Annotated in this window: 21 protein-coding genes and 1 pseudogene; 16 read left to right on the forward strand and 6 right to left on the reverse strand. The window is 61.3% G+C overall.

The genetic code is table 11. The annotated features are described in order from the left end of the window. The first annotated feature begins 38 nt into the window (after nt 1–38). From L7A15_RS05955 to L7A15_RS05995, 9 genes are all read left to right on the forward strand, one after another. Nucleotides 39–722, forward strand: a complete 684-nt coding sequence (locus L7A15_RS05955; protein WP_237208598.1) for a PH domain-containing protein — start codon at nt 39–41, stop codon at nt 720–722. Beyond that, entirely contained in the window at nt 722–2,404 is a 1,683-nt protein-coding gene (locus tag L7A15_RS05960; RefSeq protein ID WP_237201886.1) for a PH domain-containing protein, read from the forward strand. The genes L7A15_RS05955 and L7A15_RS05960 overlap by 1 nt, the downstream gene beginning before the upstream one ends. A gap of 155 nt (nt 2,405–2,559) precedes the next feature. Beyond that, nucleotides 2,560–3,465, forward strand: a complete 906-nt coding sequence (locus L7A15_RS05965) for a Rossmann-like and DUF2520 domain-containing protein (protein WP_237208597.1) — start codon at nt 2,560–2,562, stop codon at nt 3,463–3,465. Between the two features lie 39 nt (nt 3,466–3,504). Beyond that, nucleotides 3,505–4,413, forward strand: a complete 909-nt coding sequence (panC, locus tag L7A15_RS05970) for a pantoate--beta-alanine ligase (protein WP_237201890.1) — start codon at nt 3,505–3,507, stop codon at nt 4,411–4,413. An 81-nt stretch (nt 4,414–4,494) separates the two neighbouring features. Continuing rightward, the gene (lysS, locus tag L7A15_RS05975) at nt 4,495–5,952 is read left to right on the forward strand and encodes a lysine--tRNA ligase (protein WP_237208639.1); all 1,458 of its coding nucleotides are present in this window, start codon (nt 4,495–4,497) and stop codon (nt 5,950–5,952) included. A gap of 108 nt (nt 5,953–6,060) precedes the next feature. After that, nucleotides 6,061–6,276, forward strand: coding sequence for a hypothetical protein (locus L7A15_RS05980; protein ID WP_237201892.1), 216 nt, complete (start codon nt 6,061–6,063; stop codon nt 6,274–6,276). Nucleotides 6,277–6,478: 202 nt separating this feature from the next. Further along, nucleotides 6,479–6,832 (forward strand): histone-like nucleoid-structuring protein Lsr2, encoded by a 354-nt coding sequence (locus L7A15_RS05985; protein ID WP_237201894.1) that lies wholly within the window; start codon nt 6,479–6,481, stop codon nt 6,830–6,832. A gap of 365 nt (nt 6,833–7,197) precedes the next feature. Beyond that, nucleotides 7,198–9,795, forward strand: a complete 2,598-nt coding sequence (locus L7A15_RS05990) for an ATP-dependent Clp protease ATP-binding subunit (protein WP_237201895.1) — start codon at nt 7,198–7,200, stop codon at nt 9,793–9,795. 554 nt (nt 9,796–10,349) lie between these two features. Further along, nucleotides 10,350–10,856 carry an amino-acid N-acetyltransferase gene (locus L7A15_RS05995; RefSeq protein ID WP_237208596.1) on the forward strand — a complete coding sequence of 169 codons (507 nt, stop codon included), beginning with the start codon at nt 10,350–10,352 and terminating at the stop codon, nt 10,854–10,856. On the opposite strand, the gene L7A15_RS06000 is transcribed toward L7A15_RS05995, so the two are convergent. Further along, entirely contained in the window at nt 10,853–11,818 is a 966-nt protein-coding gene (locus L7A15_RS06000) for an A/G-specific adenine glycosylase (protein ID WP_237208595.1), read from the reverse strand. The genes L7A15_RS05995 and L7A15_RS06000 overlap by 4 nt on opposite strands. Nucleotides 11,819–11,906: 88 nt before the next feature. Between L7A15_RS06000 and L7A15_RS06005 the strand changes: the two genes are divergently transcribed. The 3 genes and pseudogenes from L7A15_RS06005 to radA all read left to right on the forward strand — a co-directional run bounded on the left by L7A15_RS06005 (nt 11,907) and on the right by radA (nt 15,313). Further along, entirely contained in the window at nt 11,907–12,710 is an 804-nt protein-coding gene (locus L7A15_RS06005; RefSeq protein WP_237208594.1) for a hypothetical protein, read from the forward strand. 79 nt (nt 12,711–12,789) lie between these two features. Further along, nucleotides 12,790–13,865 (forward strand): annotated as a pseudogene (gene disA / locus L7A15_RS06010) (DNA integrity scanning diadenylate cyclase DisA). Nucleotides 13,866–13,906: 41 nt separating this feature from the next. Further along, on the forward strand, nt 13,907–15,313 hold the full coding sequence (gene radA, locus L7A15_RS06015) for a DNA repair protein RadA (RefSeq protein WP_237208592.1): 1,407 nt from the start codon (nt 13,907–13,909) through the stop codon (nt 15,311–15,313). Here the strand turns inward: radA and L7A15_RS06020 are convergent. Then, nucleotides 15,310–16,779 carry an FUSC family protein gene (locus L7A15_RS06020; protein ID WP_237208591.1) on the reverse strand — a complete coding sequence of 490 codons (1,470 nt, stop codon included), beginning with the start codon at nt 16,777–16,779 and terminating at the stop codon, nt 15,310–15,312. The two genes, radA and L7A15_RS06020, sit on opposite strands and share 4 nt — an antisense overlap. 217 nt (nt 16,780–16,996) lie before the next feature. Here L7A15_RS06020 and L7A15_RS06025 point away from each other — a divergent pair, with 217 nt between their 5' ends. The 4 genes from L7A15_RS06025 to pstB all read left to right on the forward strand — a co-directional run bounded on the left by L7A15_RS06025 (nt 16,997) and on the right by pstB (nt 21,110). Then, on the forward strand, nt 16,997–18,106 hold the full coding sequence (locus L7A15_RS06025; protein ID WP_237187747.1) for a phosphate ABC transporter substrate-binding protein PstS: 1,110 nt from the start codon (nt 16,997–16,999) through the stop codon (nt 18,104–18,106). 84 nt (nt 18,107–18,190) lie between these two features. Next, nucleotides 18,191–19,159: a phosphate ABC transporter permease subunit PstC gene (gene pstC, locus L7A15_RS06030; protein ID WP_237187746.1), complete on the forward strand. Its 969-nt coding sequence runs from the start codon at nt 18,191–18,193 to the stop codon at nt 19,157–19,159. Then, complete coding sequence (pstA, locus tag L7A15_RS06035) at nt 19,159–20,256, forward strand: phosphate ABC transporter permease PstA (RefSeq protein WP_237187745.1); 1,098 nt, start codon at nt 19,159–19,161, stop codon at nt 20,254–20,256. The genes pstC and pstA overlap by 1 nt, the downstream gene beginning before the upstream one ends. A 74-nt stretch (nt 20,257–20,330) precedes the next feature. Then, nucleotides 20,331–21,110, forward strand: a complete 780-nt coding sequence (gene pstB, locus L7A15_RS06040) for a phosphate ABC transporter ATP-binding protein PstB (RefSeq protein WP_237187743.1) — start codon at nt 20,331–20,333, stop codon at nt 21,108–21,110. A 224-nt stretch (nt 21,111–21,334) separates the two neighbouring features. Here pstB and L7A15_RS06045 read toward each other — a convergent pair whose 3' ends face one another. The 4 genes from L7A15_RS06045 to L7A15_RS06060 all read right to left on the reverse strand — a co-directional run bounded on the left by L7A15_RS06045 (nt 21,335) and on the right by L7A15_RS06060 (nt 25,499). Continuing rightward, nucleotides 21,335–22,819, reverse strand: a complete 1,485-nt coding sequence (locus L7A15_RS06045; protein ID WP_237187742.1) for a polysaccharide pyruvyl transferase family protein — start codon at nt 22,817–22,819, stop codon at nt 21,335–21,337. Nucleotides 22,820–22,821: 2 nt separating this feature from the next. Then, a complete protein-coding gene (locus L7A15_RS06050; RefSeq protein ID WP_237187741.1) occupies nt 22,822–23,799 on the reverse strand; it encodes a glycosyltransferase family 2 protein in 978 nt (325 codons plus the stop codon). A gap of 69 nt (nt 23,800–23,868) precedes the next feature. Beyond that, nucleotides 23,869–24,879, reverse strand: a complete 1,011-nt coding sequence (locus L7A15_RS06055) for an inorganic phosphate transporter (protein ID WP_237187740.1) — start codon at nt 24,877–24,879, stop codon at nt 23,869–23,871. A gap of 2 nt (nt 24,880–24,881) precedes the next feature. Further along, nucleotides 24,882–25,499, reverse strand: coding sequence for a DUF47 domain-containing protein (locus L7A15_RS06060; RefSeq protein WP_237201921.1), 618 nt, complete (start codon nt 25,497–25,499; stop codon nt 24,882–24,884). Between the last annotated feature and the right edge of the window lie 53 nt (nt 25,500–25,552).

Consider the following 25,552-nt stretch of genomic DNA (forward strand, 5'->3'; position numbering starts at 1 on the left):
GTTTTTCCCATATATGAGCTAGCCAGCAAGGAGTTACTGTGACCGACCCCAGCCCCCAAGAGAACCTGCTGACCGACTCACCCGCCCGTCCGGACCATAGCCAGCCTGCCCAAGCTACCCAGCCTGCCCCCGTCCAGGCTGGGGACGAGGGGGCGAAGGTGCTCCCTGCAGCCCCGGTCTTTACCCCGACCCTGCCCCCGCTCTATCTGGACGGCCTCACTAAAGACACCATTGACCTAGCAGAGGTCGATTGGAAGCAGGTAGCCCCCGCCTACCTGAAAGTTCGGCTGATCAGCCGCCTGATCTGGTCTGCCCTGCAGGTGGGGGTAGCTGCCCTGCCCCTGATTTTCACGACCGTTCTGGGCTGGTGGGATTGGCCGACCTGGCTGGTTAACCTGCTCCCGGCCCTGGCTATCCTCTGGAATATCTGGCTCACGTCCCTGACCGCCCGCCAGGTTCGCGCCCTGGGGTACAGCGAGCGGGCTGATCACCTGCTGGTGCGTAAGGGCCTTATGTTCCGCACGGTCACGGCTGTGCCCTACGGCCGGATCCAGTACGTTGATGTGTCCTCAGGCCCTATCGCCAACGCCCTCAACCTGGCCGAGCTTGAGGTGAAAACAGCCGCCTCAAGCGTCACTATCCCCGGCCTGCCCAAGGAGGAGGCCGCCACCCTGCGTGAAACTCTCACCGACCTGTCCGACGCGAAGATGGCAGGCCTCTAATGCAGAACCCAACCCCCAGCCAGGATTCCCTGCACGAACAAGCTGCCGCAGCCGCATCCGCCCCCGGGCAAGGCGACCCCGCCACCCTGGAATGGCGCCGGGCCCACCCCCTGTCCCCCCTGGTGCGGGCCTGGCTGATTGTGGTGGTGCTGGGCTACTCGATTCTCTCCAACGGCCTTGAAGAATTCCTGGCCGGGGCGAGGGACTTCAACCTCAAAGAACTAGGTGAGGCTGGCCCGCCTGACACTATCTTCTTCACCTGGTCAAGTGTCTTTGGCGGCTACTGGTACCTGGCGGTCCTGGCGGCTATCTTCGTGCTGCTTCTGCTGCCCTTTATCTCCACCTGGTTCTTTTACCGCTTTGCCGTGGACGAGCAGAACGTCTACGTCAAAAGCGGCATGCTCTTCAAAACCGAGCGCAAGGCCCGGCTTGACAGGGTGCAGTCCATTGACGTGAACCGGCCCTTCGTTGCCCGCCTGCTGGGGTTAGCTGAGGTGAAGTTCGACGTGGCAGACGGGGCCTCCTCTGCCCTGAAGGTGGAGTTCCTCCGCTACCGGGAGGCCCGTGACCTGCGGGAACAGCTCCTGGCCCAGGTGCGGGCCCTCAAGGCTGGGGCGGTTCCCCCGTCGCCGTCCCCCGCCCCCGCAGGAGCCGGTGGGCCTGTCGTCGCCGGTGGGGCTGGGCCGTCCCCGGATCTAGTTGACCGCTTGGCCGACCACGTCGCCGAGAACTTCCTCGGCATTAAGGACGCGGACGAGCGCCTGGTGGTGCAGGTGCCGGTAGGGCGGCTGCTGGGGTCCATGCTTCTGACCGTCGGCTGGATCGTGGGTGTGCTTGCCGTGGCCCTAATCGTGGGTGTGCTGCTGTGGGCTGAAGCCTCCCTGGCTACTATTGCAACGACTAACATCGCCCTGGTCATGGGTATTGTTTCAAGCGCCTGGAAACGCTTTAACACCGGGTTCAATTTCTCCCTTTCAACCAGTGCAGACGGCCTGAAGACCAGGTTTGGTTTTGCTGATACGACGACCCAGTCCCTCCCTGCTGGCCGTGTCCAGAAAATTGAAGTGATCCAGCCCCTGCTCTGGCGGCTGACCGGCTGGTACCGGGTCAAGGTGACCCTGCTCGGTAAGAGTGAGGGGCAGGGGGAGTTCGCCGGTGAGCTCTTGCCGGTGGGCACCTTTGATGAGGTTATGCGGGTGCTACCCCTGGTTCTGCCTTCTGAGCAGGACGGCGGGGTGTCCCTGCCCCAGCTACAGGCTGGTTTGAGCGGGGCCGGGACGGAGCAGGGGTTCACTGTTTCCCCGGCTAGTGCCCGGGTCTTTGACTGGTTTACCTACCGCCGTAATGGTTTTGCCCTGACCCCGGCCCTGCTGGTGGTGCGTTCTGGCCGCTGGGTTCATTCCCTGGCCCTGGTTCCGCACGGTAAGGTGCAGGCCCTGGCCCTGAGTCAGGGGCCCTGGCAACGTCGGCTGGGCCTGGCGAATGTGCAGTTTAAGATTGCCGGGAGCGCCCTGGGGGTGACCGTGCAGAATACGGACGCCGAGGTTGCCCGCGCCCTGCTGGTACGGCAGGCCCAGATGGGGGTAGGTTCAGGCGGTTGGCTGGGTGCCTCCGCTGGCCGGGGCGGCACCATCCCGCCCTTTGAGCTCCTGCCCCTGCCCGGCGCTGACTGGACAGACTGATAGGGGCACCCGCCCAGGCCCCGTTGGCTCCTCTCTGACGACGCCTGCCCTAGGCCGGGGCGGGCGTGCCCAGGAGGTGGACGGACGGGGCGCGGGCGGCTGCCGTCCTGCCCCGGTACACTAGTCAGGCAGGACGCAGATAGAAAGGGACCAGCATGACCAGCACCCTCAACCCCCTCAAGCCCGCCCGCCTGGGCATAGGTGTGATCTCCGCAGGGAAAGTCGGGGCCGTACTCGGGGCAGCCCTCCGCGCCGCCGGGCACCTGATCACCGGCGTCCACGCCGTCTCAGAAGCCTCCCGCACCCGAGCCGAAGCCCTACTCCCCGGCGTCCCCATCTCCACCATCCCCGACATCGTCACCACCAGCGAAGTCGTACTCCTAGCCGTACCCGACGACGCCCTCCCCGACCTCGTCACAGGAATCGCCCAAACCGACGGCTGGCGCCCCGGCCAAATCCTCATCCACACCTCCGGACGCCACGGCACCTCCGTCCTCGCCCCCGCCACCGCCCAAGGCGCCATCGGCCTCGCCATCCACCCAGCCATGACCTTCACCGGCCTCTCCCTCGACCTACCCCGCCTCACCTCCACCAGCTTCGGCGTCACCGGCCCAGCCCCCTTCACCCCCATCGCCCAAGCCCTCGTCGTCGAAATGGGCGGAGAACCCGTCCTCATCGCCGAAGGCGACCGCCCCCTCTACCACGCCGCCCTCGCCCACGGCTCCAACCACCTCGTCACCATCACCGGCCAAGCCCTCCAAATCCTCGCCTCCATCGGCATAGAAAACCCCGCCCGCTACCTCGAACCCCTCCTCAGAGCCTCCCTCGACAACGCCCTCGCCAACGGTGAAAACGCCCTCACCGGCCCCGTCGCCCGCGGAGACGCCCACACCGTAGCCGCCCACGCCCAAACCCTCGCCAACTACGCCCTCGAAGAAAACGCCGACGACGTCCCCACCGCCTACCTAGCCCTAGCCCGCGCCACCGCCGAACGTGCCCACCACCGAGGCGCCCTCACCGATGAGCAATACCATGCTGTGCTCACCGCCCTCGCCGGGTAAACTGGTAAAGCGCAAAAGACGAAAGGACCTCTCACCACCGTGACGAGTCAAACCCCCATCGCACACACCATCACCGACCTCGGCAACGAAATGCTCCTGGCCACCACAGCCGCCAGCCGTCGCCCAGAAGCCGCTGACTCCAAGAAAAGCCTGACCGTAGGCTTCGTCCCCACCATGGGAGCCCTCCACGAAGGGCACGCCACCCTCATCCGCCGCGCCCGCGAGCAGAACGACATCGTCGTACTCTCCATCTTCGTCAACCCCCTACAATTCGGGCCCAACGAAGACTACGACCGCTACCCCCGCACCCTCGAAGCCGACGCCGCGCTCGCAACCGAGGCCGGGGTAGACGTCATTTTCGCCCCCTCCGTTGAAGAAATGTACCCCGGAGGCGACCCCAAAATCACCGCTGTTTCCGGCGAACTGGGCACCCTCTTTGAGGGCAAGACCCGCCCCGGCCACTTCGACGGGGTACTGACCGTCGTCAATAAGTTCTTCAACATCCTCAAGCCCCTGGTCGGCGGCGCGACCCTCAACGCCTACTTCGGCCAAAAGGACGCCCAGCAGCTCGCCCTGATCCAGCGCATGGTCAAGGACTTCAACCACGAGGTAACCATCAAGCCCGTGCCCGTCGTCCGCGCAGACGACGGCCTGGCCCTGTCCTCCCGCAACCAGTACCTCAGCGCTGACGAACGTGAAGCCGCCCTGGTGCTCTCCCGCACCCTGGCAACCCTGCGCGAAAAATACATCACCGGCAGCTTCACCCCCGACGACGTCCAAGCCGCCCGCGAAGCAATCGACGGAACCGACGGCGTCCGCCTGGACTACCTCGAAGTGGTCGACACCGACACCTTTGAAGCCCCCCAGAGCGAGCAGGCGCGTGTGCTAGCGCTCGTCGCAGCCTATGTGGGAAGCACCCGCCTCATCGATAACATGGAAATCAACTAAAGACCTACAAACTACCGAGGAACAGGTAAACCATTGACTGAACAGGGCAAGACCCCCGAAACCCTCAACGTGTCAGAGCAGATGCAGATCCGCCTGGACAAGCGTGCCAAGCTGCTCGAATCTGGCCGTGAAGCCTACCCCGTGGGCGTCCCCGTCACCCACACCATCACCGAAATCCGTGAAAAGTACGACGGCACGCTCGAAGCTGACCAGACCACCGGCGATATCGTGGGCGTTGCCGGGCGTGTAGTGTTCGTCCGCAACACCGGTAAGCTCTGCTTCGCCTCCCTGCAGCAGGGTAACGGCACCCGGATCCAGGCCATGATTTCCCTGGCCAGCGTCGGTGAGGAGGCCCTGGCTGACTGGAAGGCCCTGGTTGACCTGGGCGATTACGTCTTTGTTAAGGGTGAGGTTATCTCTTCCCGCCGCGGTGAGCTGTCCATTATGGCTGAGGAATGGCAGATGGCTTCTAAGGCCCTGCGTCCTATGCCCAACCTCCACTCTGACCTGAATGAAGAGACCCGCGTCCGTCAGCGTTACCTGGATCTGATGGTGCGCGATGAAGCCCGTGACCTGGTTATTAAGCGGGCCAAGATCACCCAGACTGTGCGCGACGTCCTGAACCGTCACGGCTACATCGAGCTGGAAACCCCTGTTCTGCAGCTGATTCACGGTGGCGCCTCAGCCCGCCCCTTCAACACCCACCTGAACGCCTTTGACCAGCCCATGACCCTGCGTATCGCCACCGAGCTCTTCCTCAAGCGGGCAGCGGTCGGCGGCCTGGAGCGGGTCTACGAAATCGGCCGTGTCTTCCGTAACGAGGGCGTAGACTCCACTCACAGCCCCGAGTTCACCACCCTCGAATGCTACGAGGCCTACGCCGACCAGTTCGTCATGGCCAAGCGCATGCAGGAAATCATTATGTCCTGCGCCGACGCCGTGGGCATCCACCAGATTGAAACCGAGGCAGGCACCATTGACCTGACCGGCGAATGGAAGTGGCTGGGCGTCTACCCCGGCCTGTCTGAGGCCGTGGGCGTTGAGATTACCCCCGCCACCACCGCAGAAGAACTGCGTGCTATCGCCGAGAAGCACGAGGTCCCCGTTGATCCCAAGTGGGACGCTGAGAAGCTGGTTGTTGAGCTCTTCGGTGAGATCGTCGAGCCCACCCTGCTTAACCCCACCTTCGTCTACGACTACCCGCCCTCAGCCCAGCCCCTGGCCCGTCCGCACCGCTCCGAGCCTGGCCTGATTGAGGCCTGGGACCTGATTATTGGAGGCATGGAGCGCGGCACCGCCTTCTCCGAGCTGATTGACCCCGTGATTCAGCGAGAACGCCTCACCGAGCAGTCCAAGCTGGCTGCCGGTGGCGACGACGAGGCCATGCAGCTGGACGAGGACTTCCTCCGCGCCCTGGAACACGGTGCGCCCCCCATGGGTGGTATCGGTCTGGGCATTGACCGTCTCATCATGCTTTTCACCGGCGTGGGTATCCGCGAGACTATTCTCTTCCCGCTGATGAAGCCCGAGGCAGAGTAAAGCCTTCTAAGGAAGCTCATCTAGCCCGCCTGGCTGTCTGCCAGGCGGGTTTTTCTTTGCCTTCTCCGTTTGCCATCTGCTGGGGTAGATTGGAGAAAGCATAACCCCATGAAAGGTAAGGAAGAGATGGAATTCCTGATTGGCCTAGTCCCCTCAATTGGCGCGGGCCTGGTGCTTTACTTTATTTTGCGCTGGATGAACCGGGCAGATCGCACTGAGCGAGCAGCAAAGCACAATATTGAAAAGGACGCTGAGGCTTGGTATCGCGAGGTAAAGAATTCTAGCGGTAGCCGGAATCCATTTGGCAGTGACGATACTAAATAAAGTTTTCTGGCGTATAAGTGTCATTCAATTTGCAATACCGGGGTTAATCAAAATATTATATAGATAATGTTTAGGCCGTAATGGCCCAAGCTTACAGATTTCCCCATGGGTCTTAAGGGTAATCCTTAACTTTTGATGTGCCCAAAAGCTGTGAGTTTGGAACATTCCCTTGTGTTTCATAACGATGTATTGGAGATGAATAATGGCTCAGAAGGTCAAGATTATTCTTGAAGACGATCTCGACGGCGGTCCCGCAGAAGAGACTGTACGTTTCGGTCTCGATGGCGGTCAGTACGAGATTGACCTGTCCAGCGCTAACGCTGCTCGCCTGCGCGACGCCCTGCGCCCTTTCGCTGCTAAGGCCCGCCGCGTTCAGGGTGCTCAGCGTTCAGCAGGTCGTCCTGCTGGTTCTCGAACCACCACCCCTAAGCGCAACCCTGAAATTGCTGAAATTCGAAAGTGGGCCCAGGAAAACGGCCACAATGTTTCCAGCCGTGGCCGTATCCACCAGGAAATTCAGGACGCCTACTACAAGGCTAAGTCTGAAGGAAAATAAGGTTTTTCTTTAGCTCCAGCTAATAGCGAAAGGGTGGCAGGATTCTTTGGGAATCCTGCCACCCTTCTTTTGTATCGGGGACGTTCTCATGACGGGGTAAATAGGGTGGCTTTGCTGTTTAAAGGGGGGCCGGGCTTATGCCTCAAGAGTGGGCGAAACAACATAAAGGTATCCACTGTACTTTTTATAGTTTTTGTGGGGGCCTGTTCCTGACCAGCAGGGGGCGGACGTCCGGGCATGAGGGGTGGGGGAGAGGGCCTGTTCTCTTGTGGGCGAACACCATTCATTCCGTGGCGAACAGGGGCCCGCGCGGTGAAAAACGCGCGTAATCTTTTGGGTAATAGTAAGTTTCCAAGGAGTGTTCAATGTTTGAACGGTTTACCGACCGCGCCCGTCGCGTTATCGTGCTTGCCCAAGAAGAAGCACGCATGCTGAACCACAACTACATCGGCACCGAACACATTCTGCTCGGTCTGATTCATGAGGGTGAAGGCATTGCCGCCCGTGCGCTGGAATCGCTCGGTATTAACCTCACTGCTGTGCGTGATCAGGTGCAGGACATCATCGGTTCTGGCCCCCAGGCCTCAAGCGGTCATATTCCCTTTACCCCTCGCGCTAAGAAGGTGCTGGAGCTGTCCATGCGGGAGGCAATCCAGCTGAACCACGGCTACATTGGCACCGAACACATCCTGCTGGGTATGGTTCGCGCTAACGAGGGTGTAGGAAACCAGATTCTGACCAAGCTGGGTGCTGAGCCTGCTAAGGTCCGTCAGACCGTCATGGACCTAATTTCTGGCTACCCTGGCAACAATAACGGGGAGGGCAAGGAAACCGCCGGTGTGGGCGCGGGTAACTCCCGTGAGGGCACCCCGGCTGGTTCTGCCATTCTTGACCAGTTCGGACGTAACCTGACTGCTGCGGCCCGTGAGGGCAAGCTTGACCCGGTGATTGGCCGCTACAAGGAGATGGAGCGCGTCATGCAGGTCCTCTCCCGCCGTACTAAGAACAATCCCGTCCTCATTGGTGAGCCCGGCGTCGGTAAGACTGCCGTTGCCGAGGGCCTGGCCCAGGCTATAGTCCACGGGGACGTCCCTGAAACCCTCAAGGACAAGCACCTTTACACCCTGGACCTTGGGTCCATGGTGGCAGGTTCCCGCTACCGTGGTGACTTCGAAGAGCGCATGAAGAAGGTGCTGAAGGAAATCCGCAACCGTGGCGACATCATCCTCTTCATCGACGAAATCCACACCCTGGTGGGTGCCGGTGCCGCTGAGGGTGCTATCGACGCCGCTTCTATTCTTAAGCCCATGCTGGCCCGCGGCGAGCTGCAGACCATCGGTGCAACTACCCTTGATGAGTACCGCAAGCACATCGAGAAGGACCCTGCTTTGGAGCGCCGCTTCCAGCCTATCCAGGTGGACGAGCCCAGCCCCGAACTGGCTGTCGAAATCCTCAAGGGCCTGCGCGATAAGTACGAGGCCCACCACCGTGTGACCATCTCAGACGAGGCCCTGGAAACTGCCGTCAACCTGGCCCACCGCTATATCTCTGACCGCTTCCTGCCTGATAAGGCCGTCGACCTGATTGACGAGGCCGGCGCCCGCCTGCGTATCAAGCGCATGACCGCCCCGCCGGAAATCAAGCTCCTGGAGGAGCGTATCGCCAAGCTCAAGGGCGAGAAGGAAGAAGCTATTGCAGCCAACGAGTTCGAGAAGGCAGCTGACCTGCGCGATAAGGAGCAGAAGCTGACCGCCGAGAAGGAAGAGGCTGAAAAGGAATGGCGCAATGCCGGGGACGCCTTTGGCGAGGTCACCCCCGAGATCATTGCTGACGTTCTGGCTGCCTCTACCGGCGTTCCGGTCTACAAGATCACCGAGGAAGAGTCCGGCCGCCTGCTCAAGATGGAAGAAGAGCTACACAAGCGCGTCATTGGCCAGGAGAACGCTATCAAGGCCCTCTCCCGTTCAATCCGCCGTACCCGTGCAGGTCTTAAGGACCCCAAGCGTCCTGGCGGCTCCTTCATCTTCGCCGGCCCCACCGGCGTCGGTAAGACTGAGCTGGCTAAGGCCCTGGCTGAGTTCCTCTTCGGCGACGAGGACGCCCTCATCACCCTGGATATGTCGGAGTACCAGGAGAAGCACACCGTCTCCCGTCTCTTCGGTGCCCCTCCCGGCTACGTTGGCTACGAGGAGGGCGGCCAGCTGACCGAAAAGGTCCGCCGCAAGCCCTTCTCCGTTGTGCTCTTTGACGAGGTTGAAAAGGCTCACGCCGATCTCTTCAACTCCCTGCTGCAGATTCTGGAGGACGGCCGCCTGACCGACTCCCAGGGCCGCGTAGTGGACTTCAAGAACACCGTCATTATCATGACCACTAACCTGGGCTCCCGTGAAATGGCCCGCCGTGTTCCCGTTGGCTTCCAGCAGGTCGGCGACGACCAGGGCTCCTACGAGCGTATGCAGGGCCGCGTGATGGAGTCCCTCAAGGAGCACTTCCGTCCCGAGTTCCTCAACCGCGTGGACGACATCATCGTCTTCCCCCAGCTCTCTGAGTCTGAGATTCTGCAGATTGTTGACCTCTTCGTGGCCCGCCTGGCTAAGCGCCTGGCCGAGCAGGACATGTCCATCGAGCTGACCGACAAGGCTAAGATCCTCATGGCAACTAAGGGTTACGATCCCTCCATGGGTGCCCGCCCGTTGCGTCGTGAAATGCAGCGCAACCTGGAGGATCCGCTGTCTGAGAAGATCCTCTTCGGCGAGATCAAGCCCGGTGAGAAGATCACTGTGGACGCTGAGGGCGAGGGTGACCTGGCCAAGTTCACCTTCAGCTCTGCCCCCATGGGGGAGCTCGACGCTGAAGCCTTTGACAAGGCGTTTGGGGAGGAAGAAAAGGAACTTCCCCTTGCTCCTGAAGCCGAGGTAGCCCCTGAAAACGTCGAGCAGGGTACTGAAACCGACGAAGGCTAGACCGCTTCTTTGAAAGAAAGTCGCCTGGGAGGTCCTGATCATTAGGATCTCCCAGGCGACTTTTTGTTCACGAAAATTTTGTGTCCACAGATCATGAATAATTCCTGTGTTGAGGGGCTGGAGGCCAGAACAGAGAACTTTATCCCGATGGCGGATGCGACCACATCGGTGAAGAGGCCCTGTTCTATGTCTTCATAGATTCGTGACCTCACCCAGCTCCTTGGATCCAACGTAATCAAAACTTGACCAAGCTCCCAGGTAGCACCCAGCTCCTTAAGGCTAAGAGCTAAGACTAATGCGCAATACTTGAGTCATACGGTTCGAGAGAGCCCCTGAAGCTAACAGCTCTTGTGTGTTGAGTTGTTCAGGACAAGATGACTCTTGTGTGTATGTGTGTGTAATGATGGAAGTCAGCCCCCAAGCCAGACGCTGGGGGCTGACTTTTTTATCTGGCGGGTCTGCTTCCGTGAAGCTGGGGCGGGGTGGCGGTTCTCGCACCGGGGAGATCGGCTGGGTTGAAGGTTTCTAGGCCTGCTGACCAGTAATCTAAAGGAATGACCGAACTGACCGTGCGCTCCGCAACCGTCCATGACGTACCCGCCATTCAGGCCCTGGTGCGTCCGCTTGCCCTTGAGGGCATTCTGTTGGATAAGGAAAGCGTCGCCTACTACGAGGCTATCCAGGAGTTCCTGGTGGTTGAAGACGGTGACGGCCAGCTTGTGGGGTGCGGTGCCCTGCACGTGATGTGGGAGAGCATTGCCGAAATCCGTACCCTGGCAGCAGCACCTGCGGCCCGAGGGAAGGGAGTTGGCTATGCCCTGGTGCAGGGGCTGATTGCCAAGGCCCGGCGCCTTGAGGTCGACAGTATCTTCTGCCTGACCTTTGAAGTGGATTTCTTCACCCGTCAGGGCTTTCGCGTTATGGAGAACCAGGAGCAGCTCGACCCCGAAACCTACATGGAGCTACTGAGGTCCCATGACGAAGGCGTCGCCGAGTTCCTGGATTTGGCCCGGGTCAAACCAAATACTCTGGGCAACACCCGTATGATTCTGGAGCTTTAAAGGCTCACCCGGCCGTCGGCGGTTTCGCGGGCGAGGCCGTCGGCTAACAACCCTGCGTAGCATCGTTCAGCCTGCCCTTCCTGGGGCGTGAGACCCCGAAGTTTTTCTAAGGACGGCTCTAGCCCGGCGGGGGCGACGAAGTCCACAGGGCCCGTTCCCAGCAGGACGCCCCGGGGCAGGGGCACCTGGGCAGCCCGCAGGACCCCCATCATGGCTCCCCTCAGCTGGCGGTCTGTACCCGCCCAAGACTGCCCCTGAGGGACGTAGTCGGGGGCGGGGCGTCCTGCCTGAACCCAGGCGCAGGACGACAACACCGGGCACCTCTCACAGGCCGGCGATTTGGCGGTGCAGATGAGAGCACCGAGTTCCATAACGGACACATTCCATAGGCAGGACGTCGAAAGATCATCCGGCATGAGCTCGTCAGCAAGCCTGGTCTCAGCCGCCGTGAGGGACTTGCCCGGCAAACCCTTCCCCGAAATGAGGCGGGCATGAACCCGTCGGATATTGGTATCAATAACAGTTGCCCGCCTGCCAAAAGCAAAAACTGTAACCGCAGCAGCCGTATAGGAGCCGACCCCGGGCAGGGCCAGTAATTCCTCGTAGGTTGACGGGACCTCCCCCTTGAACTGTTCGGTAATCGCTACTGCCGCAGCGTGAAGCCGCAGGGCCCGACGCGGGTAGCCCAAGCGTCCCCAGGCCCTCACTGCCTCCGACGAATCCTCAGCCGCCAAAGCGGCAGGGGTCGGCCAGCGATCCATCCAGGCCTCCCACACCGGCAAGACCCTCTTCACCGGGGTTTGCTGCAGCATAAACTCACTGACCAGAACCTCCCAGGGGGTATTCTGGCCCGTCCGCCAGGGAAGATCACGACGGTGCTCAAGATACCAACCATTCACCGCCTCATGGAGAGTATCAAGCTGAGACGGATGGAGCTGAGAAAGAGGCAGTGCAGAGGTCATCCGACTACTCTAAAACATGCCCTGCGTAACCCGCCACGCAGTGAACTTAGAATTCCGCAAAGACGGCAGAAAACTGTACTCTAGAAGTATGTCTGAAACTGTTGATTCCTACGAAGGCCAGGTACCCCCTGAGGTGTACCGTCGTCGCCGCATCGTCGCCCTGCTCGCCCTGGTTATCGTCCTGCTCGTCATCATCGGTCTTATCCGTATGATCGTCGGTGGCGGCAATAATTCAAACCAGGCAAGTAGCACCGCCACCAGCACTACCACCAGTGCTGAGCCCTTCAGCGATTTCAGCGAACGAGCCACCGAATCAGCAAAGCCCTCAGAAAGCGCTGACCCCAGCGCATCAGCAGACGCTAGCGAAACCGCCTCCGCTGAACCCACTGAATCAGCTGAAGCGACCCCCACCGAAACAGCTGAGGCATCACCTAGCCAGACCCCTGAAGCGACTCCCAGCGAAACCCCTGAGGCAACCCCCACCCCCAGCGAAACCCCGGCAACCGTAGCAGCCTGCTCAGCCGCTGACATCAAGGTGAACCTCACTGCAGACGCCGCCTCCTACGCTGCAGGTCAGCTACCTGCCCTGGCCGTGACCGTCACCAACGCAGGTAACAACCCCTGCACCGTCACCGGCGGCCTCAACAATGTTGACATCAACATCACCTCCGGCCCCGCCCAGGTATACAACTACGCCCAGTGCCACGCGGTAGCAGGCCAGGACGCAGAGCTGGCTGTTGGTGTTGCAAACACTACGTCCATCACCTGGGACCGCACCATGAACGTTCTTGGTTGCGGTACTACCAAGACCATTCCCGCAGGCCATTTCTGGGCAACTGCCACCGTCAACGGTGTCTCCTCCCAGCCTGTACGCCTCATCGTTAACGGCTAATCACCCCAGCCAGATGACATAAAGCCCCGGTTTCGGCGAACCACCCCAGTTCACCGAAGCCGGGGTTTTCTGCACTAAAATGAGGAGGGTGCACAAGGTCTATAGTGAATCCCTGCTGAAAACCCTCGCCCAGATTGCTCCCGGAACTGAACTCCGCGAAGGCCTCGAAAGGATCCTCCGCGGGCGAACCGGTGCCCTCATCGTCCTTGGTAGCGATAGGGTTGTTACCCAAATGTCCTCTGGCGGATTCGCTATCAATACCGAGTTCTCAGCTACCCGCGTCCGGGAGCTGGCAAAATGGACGGCGCCATTGTCTGCGACAAGGACGCTTCTACCCTGCTGGCTGCGGGAGTTCAGCTCCTGCCTGACCCCAGCATCGAAACCAATGAATCCGGCACCCGCCACCGCACCGCTGAGCGCGTCGCTAAGCAAACCGGTTTCCCCGTGATTGCGGTGAGTGCGTCCATGTCCCTCATCTCGGTCTACACCGAAGGTATCCGTCACACCGTCGAGGACACCCAATCTCTCATGGGACGCGCTAACCAGGCTATTCGCACGCTTGATAGCTATACTGAACGCCTCGAACAGGTACTGCAGCAGCTTTCGTCCCTCGAAATTGAAGCTAGCGCCACCCTCCGTGATGTTGCCGCCACCCTCCAGCGGATGGAGATGGTCCGCCGTATCACTGTTGAGGCTGGCCACTATGTGGTTGAGCTGGGTGACATCGGCCGTCTGGTGGCCCTCCAGCTTGAAGAATTGACGACCCACAACCTTCCTCAAAGCTGGGTTGTGCTCCGGGATTACCTCCCGCGAGACACATCACCCGAGCAGCTTCAGAACTATGTCACCGCCCTGGAGGCCCTTGACGACAAGGACATTGTCGATCTCACCACCATTGCCCGTACCAGTGGCCTGGGCGAAGATCTTGAAGCCCACCTCCACCCCCACGGCCACCGGCTCCTGGCTGGCATCAAATCTATGCCGGGGGCGGTCGCTGACCGTCTGGTTGATAATTTTGATGGCCTTCAATCCCTCATGGCGGCCAGCCTCGATGACCTCCGGGCCGTGGACGGTATCGGTGAGCAACGAGCCCGTGTTATCCGTGAATCCCTGTCCCGCATGGCTGAGAGTTCCCTGCTAGAGAGATTTATGTAATCAGCCCTTAAAGTGTCAGCCAGGGGCCCTAAGCTGGGTGTATGGCTACCCGAAAAACCTCTAAGTCTCGATCTGCTAACGCCTACCGCTGCACCGAGTGCGGCTGGACGACCGCCAAATGGGTGGGGCGCTGCGGAGAGTGCCAGTCCTGGGGCACCGTTGAAGAAGCCGTCGGCCCCGTAGCTGCTAAAACCACTGTGGCCTCAAGCGTCCAGAACCCGGCCCTGCCTATCAGCGCCGTTGATTCTACCGTCGCCCAGTACCTTTCCACCTGTAACCCTGAGTTCGACCGGGTTCTGGGTGGGGGGCTTGTGCCCGGGGCTGTAATCCTGATGGCGGGGGAGCCGGGCGTCGGCAAGTCCACCCTGCTCCTTGATGTGGCGGCTACTTTTGCTCGGGGTCAGTCGACGGGCAAACCCCACAACGTCCTTTATGTGACGGGTGAAGAATCTGCCGCCCAGGTTAAGCTTCGTGCAGACCGTATCGGGGCCCTGGCAGATACCCTCTACCTGACCAGCGAAACCGATCTCGGTACTGCCCTGGCCCATATTGAGCAGGTCAACCCCGACCTCCTGATTGTGGACTCGGTGCAGACCCTGGCCTCATCTGAGGTTGAGGGGAGCGCAGGTGGCGTCACCCAGGTGCGGGAGGTTGCCGCCTCAATCATTGCGGCAGCTAAGAGCCGTAACATGTGTACCCTGCTGGTGGGCCATGTGACCAAGGAGGGTACTATTGCTGGGCCGCGCCTGCTAGAGCACCTGGTTGATGTCGTCTGCCAGTTTGAGGGTGATAAGCACACCCCGATCCGCATGTTGCGGGCCGTCAAAAACCGTTTTGGCCCCACGGACGAGGTGGGCTGTTTTGATATGCACGAGGACGGTATCGCCCCCGTCACCGACCCCTCCGGCCTCTTTGTCTCCCGCACCCCGCACCCGGTGGCAGGTACCTGCGTCACCGTGACCATGGAGGGACGCCGCCCCCTCCTAGCTGAGGTGCAGGCCCTGCTTGATACTAGCGCCACCCCGCAGCCGCGCCGGGCCACTAGCGGCCTCGACTCCGCCCGTATCTCTATGCTCCTGGCTGTGCTTCAGAAGCGGGCCGGGTTCAACGTCGGCAAACTGGACTGCTATATTTCCACCGTGGGCGGGGCTAAGATTTCTGAGCCGTCTGCTGACCTCGCCTGCGTCATTGCCCTGGCCTCTGCCGCCCAAGACAAGCCCCTGCCCCGTAAGCTGGCGGTCTTTGGCGAGGTCGGTCTTGCCGGTGAGGTCCGAGCCGTGCCTGGAATCCGTCAGCGCATCGCTGAGGTCGGGCGGCTGGGCTTTACCCATGTGATTGTGCCTGCTTCACCTGCCGGTGTGGGCGAGGTGCCCGCCGGAGTGTCCGTGCGCGAGGTCGCCTCCCTGGGCGAGGCCCTCTCCCTGCTCTTCCCCGGGGCTGGGGCCTAGTTACTGGTTTCGTCCTCGCTCATTCGGCGCTCAATCACCTGCAGCTGCTGGGTGTTGAGGACCTGCTGCTTCTCGGCGCGGGCCACCACCTCCTGCTGGCTGGTCGTCGGCGGGGCGGGCGGGGCCTGCACCGCAGGGAAACTGCGGGGGTCGCGCACCGAGGCATCCTTCATGACCTGGATACTGACGCTCGGGGCCCGGTCCTTGGCCCTCAGCACCGTGGTGAGCTTACGGGTATCGTCCCGTAGCTTTTGTTCCTGGGCGGACGCAGGCGTCCCCGCCTCGTCCTGGACGGGGAGCATGCTGGTTGATGGGGCGTGCTCCGTCAGCGAATCGCCGAGGGGGACGAGCATGTCCACAGCCTCATCGTGGGTCAGGCCGGAGGCCTCCAGCAGGTCTACCACCAGGGGCCTCATCATCAGGACCAGGGCTTCGGCCTCCAAGGACCGTACTCCCATCAGGTGGGGCTCCAGGCCCCCAGCCAGGCGGGCCAAATTGCGTCGGGCCCGCACCATTGACGCCTTCCGCTCCTCAGCCTCAGACGACGACATACCCTCACCCAAGAGTGCAATGGCGTCCCCCATGCCCCGAAGAGCCTCCGCTATTGAGGTGATAGCCTCCTGCGAAATCTGCACGTTCGCAACGGTGGAAGCCAAGCGTCGGTTAAGAACCCGGGTATTACGTATCGCGTAATCAATCTTGTGCAGGACGCGGCTGTACCGCTCCAGCTCCCCCTTGTAGGAGCGGCCCGTCCAGGCAAGCTGGGCCAAGCCTTTCGCGGTAATAATGCCTTTCTCGCAGGTGTCATAGAGGGGCTGTAGACGGCGGGCTGACGACAGGGCATGCCAGGCCTCAGTGCTGTCATAATGCTCCATGGCCATCGAAGCATCACGGAAGACCTGGGCAAAAGCCCCCATCATCTTCTGGGCATTCTTACGGGGGGTGAGACGCGGATCCTTGGGGAAGAGGAACATCAGCAAGAAAGCGCAGAGCCCGCCGACGATACCGTCCAGGCTTCGGGCAAAAGGCCCGTCAACATTCGGCGGGAGCAAGACCACCAGGCAGGACTGCAGACCCATCTGAATCGTGAAAATAATACCGTTATCCAAAAAACGGGCCAGCATAATAGACAGGAACATCACAAGCCCTGCCTGCCAGATGCCCCGACCCAGGGCCAGCATCATCATGTCGCCCATCAAGATACCCAGGGTCACACCAAACGACACCTCTAGGATGCGGCGGGCATGGGTAGCGCCGGTGATGTAACCCAGAGAAACAATGGCAGCGGTTGCCGCAAAAATTGGTTCGGTATGCCCCAGTACCTTCTCCGCAAAAAGATAGGCCCCGATACCCGAGACCACAATCTGAAGAGACTGGAAAAAGCCGTCCTTCATACGCTGCCAACCCTGCTGGCCCCGCTCCGCTGCCTGTACCTTAAGCCGATCTACCTGCTGCTTAAAACTCATGCCTCCCATTCTAAACCTGTAGCCAAACCCCGATCGTCGGCGTCCTTAACCCTAACTGTGCGCCCCCTGTTCACCCACCGTTCACCCCCTGCTAGCCCACCTGCTACCTAACGCCCCTAAAGTCGAACACGTTAGACACCGTTCCCTTCCTACTCACCGTCTCACACAGTTCACATACGAGACAGGGTAGGGCACACAAACTCAAAGGAATACACCTGTGAAGGCTAAGTCACTTGCTCGTTGGGGCTCACTTGCAGCTGTAGGCGCACTCGCATTCACCGCTTGCGGTTCAGACAACGCAACCGGCACCGCCACTTCCTCAGATGCCGGCTCCAGCGCAGCTTCCCTGCCCAGCGCACCCCTCACCGGCGTTGGTGCCTCATCCCAGCAGGCCGCTATCACCGCCTGGGAAACCGGTTTCGCTAACCTGGGCGGCACCGTCCAGTACTCACCCGACGGCTCCGGCGCAGGCCGCGAAGCCCTGCTTGCTGGCGGCGCCAAGTTCGCCGGTTCAGACCGCGCCCTCAAGGCAGAGGAATGGGAACAGTCCAAGGAAGTCTGCGGCACCGGTGGCGCCATCAACATCCCCGTCTACATCTCCCCCGTAGCGGTCGCCTTCAACCTGCCCGGCGTCTCATCACTGAACCTGGACGCCGAAACCATCGCCAAGATTTTCAAGGGTGACATCACCACCTGGAACGACGCCGCCATCGCCTCCCAGAACGAAGGCGTCACCCTGCCCGACACCAAGATCACCGTCGTCCACCGCTCCGACGACTCCGGCACCACCCAGAACTTCACCGAATACCTGGAAGCTGCCTCCAACGGCGCCTGGGACGTCGAAGCAGACGGCAACTGGCCCTCCCAGTACGCCGCTGAGTCCAACAAGGGCACCTCCGGCGTCGTCTCCACCACCTCATCCACTGAAGGCGCCATCACCTACGCTGACGCCTCCGCCATCGGCGACCTGGGCAAGGTCAACGTCAAGGTCGGCGACGCCTACGTCGAACTCTCCCCCGAAGCCGCAGCCAAGACCGTTGAAGTCTCAGAGCGTGTCGGCGGCATGAACGAAAACGACATGGCCATCAAGGTCAACCGCACCCCTGAAGACTCCACCGCCTACCCCGTCGTCCTAGTCTCCTACCACATCGTCTGCTCCGGCTACTCCTCAGAAGACGACGTCACCCTGGTCAAGGCCTACGAGAACTATGTTGTCTCAGAACAGGGCCAGAAGGACGCCGCCGCAGCTGCCCACTCAGCCCCCCTGACCAGCGCCCTCACCGCTGACGCCCAGAAGGCAATCGAATCCATCACCGTTACCCAGTAACACTCGCTCACACCCACGGTGCAACCGGGCCCACCCCGGTTGCACCGTGGTGAGCAACCACGACAAAGGTACCAACACATTCCCATGTCAGCATCAGCAGTATCGCAAGCGACCGCCAGCAGCGACCGCGTGAAAACCAAAGACCTCCCTGACGTCGGCAACCCCGCAGCAGACAAAATCTTCTCCGGAATCTCCCTCGGCGCTGGCGTTATCATCCTGGTCGTCCTCGCGGCCGTCGCCATCTTCTTGGTCGCCCAGGCTATGCCGGTCTTCACCGCCGACCCCGCCGACCTCACCAGCGGCAGCTTCGTCCAGTACATCATCCCGCTGACCATCGGCACCCTCATCGCCGCAGCCATCGCCCTCCTGCTGGCAACCCCCATCGGAATCGGCGTAGCCCTCTTCATCTCCCACTACGCCCCCCGCAAACTAGCCAAGGGAATCGGCTACGTGATTGACCTGCTGGCAGCCATCCCCTCCGTTATCTTCGGAGCCTGGGGCGCCTCCGTCCTCGCCCCCAAAATCGTGCCCTTCTACGACTGGCTGGCCACCTACCTAGGCTTCCTCCCCATCTTCGAGGGCCCCGCCTCCCAGACCGGCAAAACTATCCTGACTGCGGGCATCGTCCTGGGCATTATGATCTTGCCGATCATCACCTCCATGTGCCGCGAAATCTTCATCCAGACCCCGGTCCTGCAGCAAGAGGCGGCCCTGGGCCTGGGCGCCACCCGCTGGGAGATGATTCGCATGACGGTCTTCCCCTTCGCCCGCACCGGCATTATCTCTTCCGTCATGCTGGCCCTGGGCCGAGCCCTTGGCGAAACCATGGCAGTGACTCTCGTCCTGGCCTCGGGCCCGCTGACCGCTTCCCTCATCACCTCCGGCAACCAAACCTTCGCCTCTGAAATCGCCCTCAACTTCCCCGAAGCCTACGGAATCCGCATGTCAGAGCTTATCGCCGCAGGCCTGGTGCTCTTCGTCATCACCCTCATCGTCAACGTCCTGGCCCGTATGATCGTGGCCCGCTACAAGGACTTCTCAGGAGCTAACTAATGTCTGTAGCTACCACCTCATCCCGCTTCGCCAGCCGCCAGGCCCCCCGCTGGCTCCCCTACGCCATCGGTGCAGGAGCCATCATCCTCGGCGCAGCCGCCAGCTCCCTCATCGGCTTCTCTATCGCCACCTTCGTCCTCTTCAGCGGACTCATCTTCGTCATTGCAGGCCCCCTTGTCGTAGGCAGCTACGAGGGCCGACGCAAGGGGCAGGACGCCTTCGCCCGCTACCTGGTCTACGGCACCTTCCTGGTAGCCCTCATCCCCCTCGTCTCGGTACTCTACACAGTGCTGGTCAAGGGTGTTCCCGGCCTTTCGGGAAACTTCCTCATGACCTCCATGAAGGGCGTTACCGGCGTCCACGACAACGCTGCGGCAGCCGGTGAAGGAGCCGTCCTCGGCGGTATCTACCACGCCATCATCGGCACCCTCGAAATCACCCTGCTCGCCACCTTCATCTCGGTCCCCATCGGCCTCCTCACCGCCATCTACCTCGTGGAATACGGCCAAGGCAAGTGGCTCTCCAAGGCCATCACCTTCTTCGTGGACGTCATGACCGGCATCCCCTCCATCGTGGCGGGTCTCTTCGCAGCCTCCTTCTTCGCCCTGGTATCGGGCAACCCCATGAACCGCATGGGCCTGGTCGCGGCCGTCGCCCTGTCCGTCCTCATGATCCCCACCGTGGTGCGTAACGCCGAAGAAATGCTGCGTATCGTGCCCAACGAACTGCGCGAAGCCTCCTACGCCCTGGGCGTCCGTAAGTGGCGTACCATCATGAAGGTCGTTATCCCCACCGCTATCTCAGGCATCGCATCGGGCGTGACCCTGGCTATCGCCCGCGTCATCGGCGAAACCGCCCCCATCCTGGTCACTGCCGGCTTCGTTACCTCCATCAACTGGAGCGCCTTCAGCGGCTGGATGGCAACCCTGCCCACCTACATCTACTACCAGATCATGACGCCCACCAGCCCCACCGCTGCCACCGTCTCAGAGACCCGCGCCTGGGCCGCTGCCCTGATCCTGATCATCATCGTGATGATCCTCAACCTCATCGCCCGAGCCATCGCCAAGATCTTCGCCCCCAAGACCGGACGCTAAGGACGGCCCCCGCACCCGCCCTACACGCTCCCGTCCGACCGAGCACCACACTTTGTAAGAAAGAAACAAACCCCATGTCAAAGCGCATCGATGTAGAAAACCTCAACGTCTACTACGGCGACTTCCTCGCCGTCGAAGACGTCAACATGGAAATCGAACCCCGCACCGTCACCGCCTTCATCGGCCCCTCAGGCTGCGGCAAATCCACCTTCCTCCGCACCCTCAACCGCATGCACGAGGTCATCCCCGGCGCCCGCGTCGAAGGTAAGGTCCTACTCGACGGCGATAACCTCTACGGCAAGGGCGTTGACCCCGTGGTCGTCCGCTCCCAGGTCGGTATGGTCTTCCAGCGCCCCAACCCCTTCCCCACTATGTCCATCCGCGAGAACGTGCTGGCGGGCGTCAAGCTCAACAACCGCAAGATCTCCAAGACCGACGCAGACGAGCTGGTCGAATCCTCCCTGCGCGGCGCCAACCTCTGGAACGAAGTCAAAGACCGCCTCGACAAGCCCGGCTCCGGCCTCTCCGGCGGCCAGCAACAGCGCCTCTGCATCGCCCGCTCCATCGCCGTCAAGCCCGACGTCATCCTCATGGACGAGCCCTGCTCCGCCCTCGACCCCATCTCAACCCTGGCCGTCGAAGACCTCATCAACGAGCTCAAAGAAAACTTCACCGTCGTCATCGTGACCCACAATATGCAGCAGGCAGCCCGCGTCTCAGACAAAACCGCCTTCTTCAACATCGCAGGCACCGGCAAGCCCGGCAAACTCATCGAGTACGCCCCCACCCAGGAAATCTTCAACAACCCCAGCCAGAAGGCCACCGAAGACTACGTCTCAGGCCGCTTCGGCTAAACCCAGCCTTCTGGCCCCGGCCCCCAGCCATCTTCCCCACCGCCCGACGAGGCCCCACCTACCTCCCCTTGCCGATAAGCTGACCGGCAAGGGGAACACCATGGGAAGGTGTGTGCCAGCGGAGCCCCCTGCTGAAGCTGACGCAGCAGAAGCTCCCGGCACAAAAAACCTGCCCTCCCGGTTATAACACCGGGAGGGCAGGTCTTTAAGCTCTCTACAGGGGGCTACTCGCCGCGCATCTTACGGCGCATCCAGCCACGGAAGGTCGCATTTTCTTCTGCCTCAATGAGGGAATCCTCAAGCTCAGCATTCTTACGCTCCAACTCAGCGGCTCGGGCCTGGGCCTGGTCACGTTGCAGCAGGCGCTGGTAGTCCCAGGACAGGGCCCGGTCGGTTTCAGCGCTTGCCATCGCTGCGGCCAGAGAAAGCTCAGCGATATCATCGCGCACCAGCAGGTTGGTGATATTCCATTCGCCGGTGAAGATCGTGGGGGTATTATCAAGATCAAGCGCGGCAGGGGAGGCCTGGGCGTTACCGGTCAGCAGGACCTGGGTGACAGTATCCCACCAGCTAGCAGAGAAAGCCCGCAGCTCTTCCACCCGGGCCAGCAGGGTCGCAGACAGCTCGTTACGGAGCTGAATCACCTCATGCAGGGCCTCGGCGGGAGCATCGGAGTTCAGCAGGGACAGCGGAATGGCGTAGTTCTCTGCGCCGTACTGCTCCATCATGCCACGCACCCGCATATCGGTGAAAGCATCAGGGAGCAGGGCTACGAAGGGAACGCCCGCTGAGAGCGAGAAAACGCCGGGGTGGTAGCGGGTTGAGAAGGTAATGAAAGCTCCCCGGTGGACCTGAACGGCATCGTCAGTGTGGACGACAGGTAACTGCACCGGGTTGGAGAACATGTGGGAGGCGATTTCCGCGTGGGTGTCGACGTCGTGACCGCCCTCCAGAGGGACGCCCATGTGCGGCAGGAAGACGGTACGCAGACCGTAATCGCGGTACATGTCGTCCAGGAGCTGGCCTACCGTGCGGGCCTGGCCGGGGTTTAGACCGGCAAAGGTGGCGCAGATGTAGTGCTCGGGCAGGTCGACGGTGGGGCGGCCGGGCAGGGAACGCTTCTGATGGATGTAGAAGGTGGCGTCGTCGACGATGTGGTTGGCCTCGATACCCCGGCTCTGAGCCCAGGCGTAGGAGGACTTTTCACGCATACCAACGAGCTGGGCGGCAGAGAGCATATTCTGCAGGGTTTCTGCGTCAGCTTCGGTGAGGACAGGGCCAACTGACTGGCCGGAAATGACGAGGGGGATGCCGTGGGCCTTTGCGATCAAGGCGTAGGCGGCACGTTCGTAGAGGAGCCAGCCGTAGGTGGAGTTCATGTTGCCGCCACCGGCGATGACGATGCCGTCCATGTCAGCGACAGCGCGGACGAACTCGGTGATTTCGTCGCGGGCGGTTTCACCGGCCAAGTGGGCCCGGACCTCTTCAAGGTAGATTTCCCGTTCGGCTGGGGGCCAGGGGAATTCTAGGGTTTTGAGGTAACCGGTGGCGGTGCCGATGAACTGCTGGGAATGTGCAATGCTTCGGGTAGCAATGACGACGTCGTAGCCGCGGCGGGTGAGTTCCGTTGCGGTTGCGATGCCCATGGCTTCGTCGCCAACGTGGTAGACCGGCTGCCCAAGGTCTGCAAGCACAAGAATGCGAGGCATGTTTAGCGGGTTCCTTTCACAAAGCGGGAGAGGCGCGATTTAAGCGAGAGCGCCTTCTCGATCCGTTCGAGCCGCTCTGAGGTGGTGCGAGTGGTTTTTTCTATTAAGTCTAGTTTGGCATTGATCGTGGCTAGTTCTTCGAGAACACGGTGGGTTAGGTCAATATTGTGACCCACACTGCCATCCACCTGGTTGGTGAGGTGGGCTTGGAAGAGGTAGGGGCCAAGGGCTCCGCCGTTTGCGAGGTGGTCACGGATTGCTTGTGCGCGGACCTTGCCGTCATAGATTCCGTGCAGGATCTTCCCGGCGTAAACGGAGTTAGCGTTGCTTCCTTCGGTTTGTTCGGGGCGCTGGGACCAGTGGGCGAGGTTTTGGTCGATGAAAGCGATGGGGTACCGGGAGGCTACCCGGAGGTTGAACTCCCAATCGCCGACGACAGGGAGGTCTTCGTTGTAGTAACCGAGCTCGTCGTGGAGGGTGCGGCGGTGGAGGATTGAGATGGGGACGGCGCGGTTGATGCGGGTGAGGTCTTGGAGGGTGATGTCGTTGAGGAACCCCCAGAAGGGGCGGGAGTCAATGAACTCGAAGGTTCCGTCGTCGGTGATGCGTTCGAAGTATTCGTCGGTGCGGACGGTGACCATCTGGCCTTGGGTTTCTTCGAGGTGGCTGACGGTGGTTTCGAGGAAGGTGGGTTCCCAGAGATCGTCATCGTCGTGGATGGCGATGTAGGTGGAGTCGGTGGCTCGTATGCCCTGGTTGGAGGCTGCCTCCATGCCGTGGGAGGTTTCGTTGTGGATGACCTGCACATGGGTGAGGCCGGTGCTTGCAGCAAGGGTCGCATCGACGGTGGATGCCTGGCCGCCGTCGTTAACGACTACGACGGTGTAGTCAGTGTAGGTTTGGGCGGCGATGTTGCGTAGGGCCCGTTCGAGGAAGAGGGGGCGGTCTTTGGTTCGAACGATGATGGCGACTGTGGACATGGTGCTCTCTCGGTGGGGCCGGGGTCAAGGGGTCTGTACCCAATATAGCGAATGTGCAGGGGTAGCGGGCTAGAGCAGGGGGGATAGGGCGAGGAAGAGAATGGCGGAGAGCGCGAAGCAGGCAGGCATGGTGATAAGCCAGGTGAGGACGATCCGGAGCACAATTTTGTGGCGGACGGAGGCGAAGCGCTGGTTGAGGCCTGAACCGAGGACGGCTGAGGCGGCCAGGTGGGAGGAGGAGACCGGGGTGTTGAGGAAGAACTGGAGGAGGACGAGGGCCATGGCGGTTGAGCTCTGGGCGATGGCGCCTCGGAAGGGGTCGACTTTGACCATTTGGTGGGCGAAGGTGTAGCCGATGCGGGCGCTGCCGCGGGCGGTTCCGAGGCCGAGGATGAAGGCTAGGAAGATGGCGGAGATGACGTAGGTGCTGGCGCTGACGTGGACGCCGGCGGCGAGGAGGAGAACGGCGTAGATGACGATGGCTCGTTGGCCGGTTTGGATACCGTGGACGAAGGAGATGAGGGAGTTTGCGATGGAGAGGATGTTGCGGGAGGCGTGGTTGACGACTGCCGGGTAGGAGCGTAGGAGGAGCCGGTAGAAGGGGGTGACAGCAAGCCAGGCCAAGAGGAAGAGGAGGAAGGGGGCGATAATCAGCGGGGCGATGATGAAGGTGGTGAGGGGTTCGGAGAAGGGGTTGTAGCTGCCGAGGTCTGTGGTTTGTGCGGCCCAGGCTGCCCCGGCTAGGCCGCCGATGAGGGCGTGGGTTGAGGATGAGGGCATGCGGTACCACCAGGTGAGGAGGCCCCAGATGAAGCAGGCCAGCAGGGAGGTGAGGACCATGCTGAGGCCTATGGTGTTGTGGGGGACGGTGAGCCAGTGGGTGGTGACGGAGCCTAGGGCGAGGCCGGTGATGGCCATGCCGAGGAAGTTGAAGATTGCGCTGGTGCGGAGGGCTATGCGGGGGGTGAGAGCCCGGGTTTTGACGGGGATTGCGGTGGCGTTGGCAGCGTCGTGGAATCCGGTGACGAAGGTGAACCCGATGAGGGCGAGGCAGCTGAGGATGAAGAGGACGAGGGCCACGTTTAGGATTCCTGCACGATGATTCGGCCGATTTCGGTGGCTAGGCTGCGCATGGCTTCGGAGGCTTCTATGAGTTTGTGGACGAAGCGGGTGGTTTGGAGATAGCGGGTTTGTTTGTAGCGGCTGAGGATGTCGGCATCGTATTCTTCGGCGATACGTACCGCCTGTTTGGTGATGCGGAGCATGGTGATCCAGTAGTCGTCGAGGTCGCGGAGGTCGCTGAGCTTGGGGATGGTCTGGGTGGTGAGGACGGCCTGGCGCTGGATGAGGTCGAGTAGGGTTGCTGCGCGGGGGGAGAAACGCACGATGTTGTTGAGGTACAGAATGTTGGCAGCTGAGGTGAGTTTTTCGACGACGCCGCCGAGGGAGACCGCCAGGGTGTAGATGTCTTCGCGGGGGATGGGGGTTGAAAAGGAGCTGCGCACGGCTGTCATGGTGGTGTGAAGCATGTCTAGGGTTTCAGCTTCGTGCGTGAGGATGCGTTCGAGAAGGGTGGCGTAGCGGTCTTCTGGGGATCCGACCATTTCGGAGAGTAGGGCTGCTGCCCCGGACACCTGTTCTGAGAGCCCTGCGAGGGCGGCGAGGGAGGTGTTTTCTTGGGGGAACATGCGCTGGAGCATGGCCGTTTTCTCCTTGGTTTTGCGTGTGATGGGGGAGCTGCCGGGCATTGGTG

It is taken from the genome of Rothia nasimurium, assembly GCF_928391935.1.
Lineage (GTDB): Bacteria > Actinomycetota > Actinomycetes > Actinomycetales > Micrococcaceae > Rothia > Rothia nasimurium_D.

Excerpts from the sequence above, each read along its gene's own strand:
- L7A15_RS05960 (WP_237201886.1), top strand. The coding sequence starts at position 722 with ATGCAGAACCCAACCCCCAGCCAGGATTCCCTGCACGAACAAGCTGCC.
- L7A15_RS05965 (WP_237208597.1), top strand. The coding sequence starts at position 2,560 with ATGACCAGCACCCTCAACCCCCTCAAGCCCGCCCGCCTGGGCATAGGT.
- lysS (WP_237208639.1), top strand. The coding sequence starts at position 4,495 with ATGCAGATCCGCCTGGACAAGCGTGCCAAGCTGCTCGAATCTGGCCGT.
- L7A15_RS05980 (WP_237201892.1), top strand. The coding sequence starts at position 6,061 with ATGAAAGGTAAGGAAGAGATGGAATTCCTGATTGGCCTAGTCCCCTCA.
- L7A15_RS05985 (WP_237201894.1), top strand. The coding sequence starts at position 6,479 with ATGGCTCAGAAGGTCAAGATTATTCTTGAAGACGATCTCGACGGCGGT.
- L7A15_RS05990 (WP_237201895.1), top strand. The coding sequence starts at position 7,198 with ATGTTTGAACGGTTTACCGACCGCGCCCGTCGCGTTATCGTGCTTGCC.
- L7A15_RS05995 (WP_237208596.1), top strand. The coding sequence starts at position 10,350 with ATGACCGAACTGACCGTGCGCTCCGCAACCGTCCATGACGTACCCGCC.
- L7A15_RS06000 (WP_237208595.1), bottom strand. The coding sequence starts at position 11,818 with ATGACCTCTGCACTGCCTCTTTCTCAGCTCCATCCGTCTCAGCTTGAT.
- L7A15_RS06005 (WP_237208594.1), top strand. The coding sequence starts at position 11,907 with ATGTCTGAAACTGTTGATTCCTACGAAGGCCAGGTACCCCCTGAGGTG.
- radA (WP_237208592.1), top strand. The coding sequence starts at position 13,907 with ATGGCTACCCGAAAAACCTCTAAGTCTCGATCTGCTAACGCCTACCGC.
- L7A15_RS06020 (WP_237208591.1), bottom strand. The coding sequence starts at position 16,779 with ATGAGTTTTAAGCAGCAGGTAGATCGGCTTAAGGTACAGGCAGCGGAG.
- pstC (WP_237187746.1), top strand. The coding sequence starts at position 18,191 with ATGTCAGCATCAGCAGTATCGCAAGCGACCGCCAGCAGCGACCGCGTG.
- pstA (WP_237187745.1), top strand. The coding sequence starts at position 19,159 with ATGTCTGTAGCTACCACCTCATCCCGCTTCGCCAGCCGCCAGGCCCCC.
- pstB (WP_237187743.1), top strand. The coding sequence starts at position 20,331 with ATGTCAAAGCGCATCGATGTAGAAAACCTCAACGTCTACTACGGCGAC.
- L7A15_RS06045 (WP_237187742.1), bottom strand. The coding sequence starts at position 22,819 with ATGCCTCGCATTCTTGTGCTTGCAGACCTTGGGCAGCCGGTCTACCAC.
- L7A15_RS06050 (WP_237187741.1), bottom strand. The coding sequence starts at position 23,799 with ATGTCCACAGTCGCCATCATCGTTCGAACCAAAGACCGCCCCCTCTTC.
- L7A15_RS06060 (WP_237201921.1), bottom strand. The coding sequence starts at position 25,499 with ATGCTCCAGCGCATGTTCCCCCAAGAAAACACCTCCCTCGCCGCCCTC.